This is a genomic window from Kineococcus indalonis, assembly GCF_009906395.1.
Lineage (GTDB): Bacteria > Actinomycetota > Actinomycetes > Actinomycetales > Kineococcaceae > Kineococcus > Kineococcus indalonis.
In genome coordinates this window covers 1-5101 of sequence record NZ_JAAALM010000298.1, presented here as the reverse complement: position 1 = coordinate 5101, position 5101 = coordinate 1, and the positions used below count along the sequence as shown (strand labels likewise).

The following is a 5101-nucleotide window of genomic DNA, read 5'->3' as shown; positions in this document are numbered from 1 at the left end:
TGATTCCGCTGCGTGTTTTCCATGACCCTGTCGCACCACCTGTCAACGACCCGGCGTGAGGAGGAGCGCACGTTCCGCACCCGCCGGACCCCGCACGCGCCGGACCCCGCACGCGCCGGACCCCGCACGCGCCGGACCCCGCACGCGCGAACGCCCGGCCGCGGACCGTCCCGCGGTGGCGGGACGGGTGCGGCCGGGCGTTCGCGCTGCGGGGGGCGGGTGCCCTCAGCGCCTCAGAGCTCGGTGCCGATCTCGTCGGCGATGCGCCGGCCGATCTCCAGGGAGGCGGTGGCCGCCGGGGAGGGCGCGTTGAGGACGTGGACCTGGCGGATGCCGCGCTCGAAGTAGAAGTCGTCGACGAGGGCGCCGCTGCGGTGCAGGGCCTGGGCGCGCACGCCGGCGTGGGTGGGCACGAGCGCGTCGTCGGCGAGCGCGGGCACGAGCTCGCGCAGGCTGGCGAGGAAGCGCGCGCGCGAGGCGGAGCGCAGGACCTCGTCGATGCCGGTCCTCCAGTAGCGCATGCCGAGCTTCCAGGTGCCGGGCCAGCGGAAGGTGTCGAGCAGGTCGCCGACGGAGACGTCGCCCCAGGTGTAGCCCTCGCGCTTGAGGGCGAGGACGGCGTTGGGGCCGGCGTGCACGCCCCCGCCGATCATCTTCGTCAGGTGCACGCCCAGGAACGGCAGCGTGGGGTCGGGCACCGGGTAGATGAGGCCCTGGACGAGGTGGGACTGCTGCGGGGTGAGCTCGAAGTACTCCCCGCGGAACGGCACGATGCGCACCTCGGGCTCCAGGCCGGCGAGGCGGGCGACGCGGTCGGAGTGCAGGCCGGTGCAGTTGACGAACACGTCACCGGTGACCTCGCCGGTGGTGGTCTGCACGGTGACGGAGCGGAAGGTGGAGGAGATCCCGACGATCTCGGAGTCGAAGCGGATCTCGCCGCCGTCCTTCTCCACGAGCTGGGCCAGGGTGTCGGACACGCCGCGGTAGTCGACGATGCCGGTGCTCTCCACGCGCAGGGCGGCCACGCAGGAGACGTGCGGCTCGAACTCGCGGGCCTCCTCGGGGGAGATCATCCGCACGGGGACGCCGTTGGCCAGGCCGCGCTCGAGCAGGCGGCGCAGCGCCGGGACCTGCTGGGGCGTGGTGGCGACGACGAGCTTGCCGCAGATGTCGACGGCGACGCCGTGCTCCTCGGCGAACTCGCGCATGGAGCGGGCCCCGGCGGTGCCGAGCTGGGCCTTCAGGCTGCCGGGCGCGTAGTACAGGCCCGAGTGGATGACGCCGGAGTTGTTGCCGGTCTGGTGCTCGGCGACCCGGCCCTCCTTCTCCAGGACGGTGACCCGGTGCCCGCGCGAGCTGAGCGCCCAGGCCGTCGACAGGCCGACGATCCCGGCGCCCGCGACGACGACGTGGCTGGCCATGCGTGTTCCTCCCCCTGTTGCTGCGGTGCTGTGCGTGTTGCTGCGGTGCTGTGCGTGCTCCCGCGGCGCTCGGGCGCGCGGGACCCCCGCAGGAGTGTCGCGCACGGAGCGGGCAGGCGGCGACCAGCCGGGCGGATCGCTGCTCCGCACCGGGGGTGCGGCGCCTGCGCGCGACGACCCAATCACGCTCAGTAGTGGACCGGGCGGGGCCGGGACTGGACTGGACCGGCGGGGTGGCGGCGCTCAGCGCTCGGCGCGGCGCAGGACCCGCCCGGCCAGCAGGGAGGGCAGCGAGGCGCGCTGGAAGGCGCGCGCCGCGCCGGTGAGCGCCTCGCGCTCGTCGCCGGCGAGCCGCAGCGAGGCCGCGGCGACGTTGAACTCCAGCTGCTGCACGCTGGAGGCGCCCGGGATCACCACCACCCGCGGGTGCGAGAGCAGCCACGCCAGCGCCACCTGCGCCGGGGCGGCGTCGTGGGCGGCGGCCACCTCGCGCAGCAGCCCCAGCAGCGGCGCCAGGCGGCGCAGGTTGTCCACGCTGAACAGCGGGTTCGCCGCGCGCACCCCGCCGGGGCGGTGGTGCTCGTCGTAGCGGCCCCCCAGCAGGCCCTGCGCCAGCGGGCTCCAGGCGATCACCAGGCGCCCCTCGCGCTCGGCGAAGGGCACCAGGTCCTCCAGCGGGCCGGGCACCGCCAGGGAGAACTGCACCTGGTCGCTGACCACCGGCCGGCCCAGCGCCTGATCGGCGCGGCGCCAGCGCTGCAGGGAGTAGTTCGACACGCCCACCGCACCGATGCGGCCGGCGTCCAGCAGCTGGCGCATCCCGCGCATCGTCACGGCGTCCGGCACCACCGGGTTCGCCTGGTGCACCTGGTACAGCGGGATGCGCTGCAGCTGCAGGCGCCGCGCGCTGCCGGCCGCCCGGCGCCGCACGACCGGCGGGAACGGCGCGATCGGGAACAGCTTGGAGGCCACGACCACCTCGGAGCGGTGCCCGCCCAGCGCGTCGGCGAGGATCCGCTCGCTGGCGCCGAAGCCGTACACCTCCGCGGTGTCGAAGAGGGTCACGCCCAGCTCCAGCGCCCGGTGCACGATCGAGCGCGCGGTCGTGGAGACGTAGCCCTCCCCGTAGCCCCACTCGCGCGAGCCGAACTGCCACGTGCCCAGCCCGACCCGGCTCACCGGGGCCAGGCCCTCCACCTGCAGGTGCTCCACGCGCCCAGTGGACCCGGTAGGCGCGGGGCGCGCCAGCCGGGCGCGGGGGGGCTCAGCGCAGCGGGGAGGCGCTGAGCGCGCCGCGGGCGTGCCGCTTGCGCGCGGCGACCGCCTCGTCGGCGCGGCGCAGCAGCTCCTCGAAGCCGTCGCCGGGGCCGTGCGCGACGGCCACCCCGACGCTGGCGGCGATGGAGACCTGCACCCCGTCCAGGCCCAGCGGGTCGGCGACGGCGCGGGCCAGCCGGCCGGCGACCTGCTGGGCGCGCTCCTGCGCGCGCTCGGGGTCCAGGCCGGTGAGCGCCACGAGGAACGCGTCGCCGCCCAGGCGCGCGGCCACCGCCCCGGCGGGCAGCTGCGCGCGCAGCCGCTGCGCCACCCGCACCAGCAGCTCGTCACCGGCGGCGTGGCCGAAGCGGTCGTTGACGGCCCGGAAGCCGTCCAGGTCGCACAGCAGCAGGGCCACGGCCCCGCGCCCGTCGAGGGCCGCGGCGGTGCGCTCCTGCAGGCCCCGGCGGTCCGGCAGCCCCGTCAGGGCGTCGGTGCGCGCCAGGTCCTCGATGCGGCGCTGGTAGGCGCGGGTGCGGTCGCGCTCCACCTCCAGCGCCCGCAGGGCCTCCACCCGGGCGGTGACGTCGTCCTGCAGGCCGACGTACTGCACGACGCGGCCGTGCTCGTCGCGCACCGGCGCCAGGCGGATCTCGTTCCACCACGGGGTGCGCTCGGGACCGCGGTGGTTGAGCAGCACCCCGCGCCACTCCCGGCCGGCGGCGATGGCCGCGCGGATCGCGGACACGGCGGCGGGGTCGGTGTCCGGGCCCTGCAGGAACCGGCAGTTGCGGCCCAGCGCCTCCTCGGCGCGCAGGCCCGAGAGCTGCTCGAAGGCGGCGTTGACGTACACCAGCGGCTGGTCGGGGCGGGTCACGTCGGAGATCGTCACGCCGTGCGAGGTGGTGCCCAGCACGCGGTGCACGATCCGGCCGACGGCGCTGGCGTCCTCGGCGGCCGCGCCCAGCGCCGCGGGCTCCCCGCCGGCCGCGGCGGCGACCGGCCCGGCGGACCCGGCCAAGGGGGCCGAGGGGGCCGGGTGGGCGACGGTGCGCGGGGCCACCCGCGAGAGCAGCGAGTGCGCGGCCGCCACCACGGTGGAGCGCCGGTACGTCAGGGCGTACTCGAAGGTGCGCTCGGCGTCCGGGCCGGCGTCGCCGAGGTCGCGCGCCAGCAGCGCCACGGAGAAGTGCGGGCCGAGCACGACGACGTCCCACTCCCCGCGCACCGCGTCGTCCGGCGCGAGGGCCGCGCCGCGCAGGCCGGGCAGCGGCTCGGCGGGCAGGCCCTCGCCCAGCGCGCAGGCGAAGCCCACCCGCTCCACCAGGTCGCGGTAGCGGCTGCTGGTGAGGGGCGTGAAGTGCCGGGCCTCCTGGAACGTGGAGGCCACCACGCAGGTGGGGCCGATGCGCAGCGCCTCGCGCTCCAGCTGCTTGGACAGCTCGATGAGCAGCGACTTCGGCGAGCGCCGCAGCGGCGTGCCGGCGGGCAGCAGCGCGAACGGCGAGGAGGCGGCGAAGTGCCCCAGCTCGGGCGGGGCGGGCAGGCGCAGCTCGCCGGTGGGCAGGCCGGGCACGGGCGCCGGGCCGGGGCGGCCGAACATCCAGCCCTGCCCCAGGTGGGCGCCCAGGGCGCGGGCCATGCGCAGGTGCCGCTCGTCCTCGATGCCCTCGGCCAGCACCGTGGCGCCGCTGGCCTCGGCGTACGCGTTGACCGCGTTCATGATCTCGGCGACGTCGGCGCCGGGGCGGTCCTGCACCAGGCGCAGGTCGAGCTTGACCACGTCCGGCTGCAGCAGCGGCATGAACGCCAGCGACATCACGTCCGCGCCGACGTCGTCCAGCGCGACGCCCCAGCCGAGCTCGCGCACGCGGGCGACGGTGCGCAGCAGCTCCGCGGGGCGCGCGGCCAGGGCGCGCTCGGTGATCTCCACGACGACGCGCAGCTCGCCGGGGGCCTCCTGCGCCAGGGCGAGCAGCTCCTCCAGCGGGGCGCTGTCGAGGACCTCCGGCTCGACGTTGACGAACAGGGTCAGCGGCGCCAGCAGCCCGGAGTCGAGGGCGCCGCGGAAGGCCGCGGCGCGGCAGGCGTGGTCCAGCTCGGCGAGCAGGCCCTCGGCGCGCGCGGCCGCGAACAGCCGGTCGGGGCGCTCCAGCGGGCCGACCGGGCCGCGCGCGAGGGCCTCGTAGGCGACCACGGCGCCGGTGTCGAGGTCGACGATGGGCTGGAAGACGCTGCGCACGCCCCGCGCGCGCAGCACGTCACCGACCAGCGCACCCGCCTGCCCGTCGCCCGCCTGCCCGTCGCCCGCCTGCACGTCGCGGACCTGCACGCCGTCCCCCTGCACCTCGCCCTCCTGCGTCACCCGCAGGAGGGCGAGGTGCAGGGGGACGGCGTGCAGGTCCGCGACGTGCAGGCGGGCG

At 76.9% G+C, this 5101-nt stretch carries 3 protein-coding genes; all 3 read right to left on the bottom strand.

What is annotated here, in order from left to right; translation table 11 throughout:
- Positions 1–233: 233 nt before the first annotated feature.
- Positions 234–1421 carry an L-2-hydroxyglutarate oxidase gene (gene lhgO, locus GTR00_RS14210; RefSeq protein ID WP_166612261.1) on the bottom strand — a complete coding sequence of 396 codons (1188 nt, stop codon included), beginning with the start codon at positions 1419–1421 and terminating at the stop codon, positions 234–236.
- 243 nt (positions 1422–1664) lie between these two features.
- On the bottom strand, positions 1665–2633 hold the full coding sequence (locus tag GTR00_RS14205) for an aldo/keto reductase (RefSeq protein WP_166612260.1): 969 nt from the start codon (positions 2631–2633) through the stop codon (positions 1665–1667).
- A gap of 52 nt (positions 2634–2685) precedes the next feature.
- Positions 2686–5101: EAL domain-containing protein (locus GTR00_RS14200; protein ID WP_323132480.1), on the bottom strand; the 2416-nt coding region annotated here is incomplete at its 5' end.

Coding starts and splice junctions, on each gene's coding strand:
- lhgO (WP_166612261.1), bottom strand. CDS start 1,421: ATGGCCAGCCACGTCGTCGTCGCGGGCGCCGGGATCGTCGGCCTGTCG.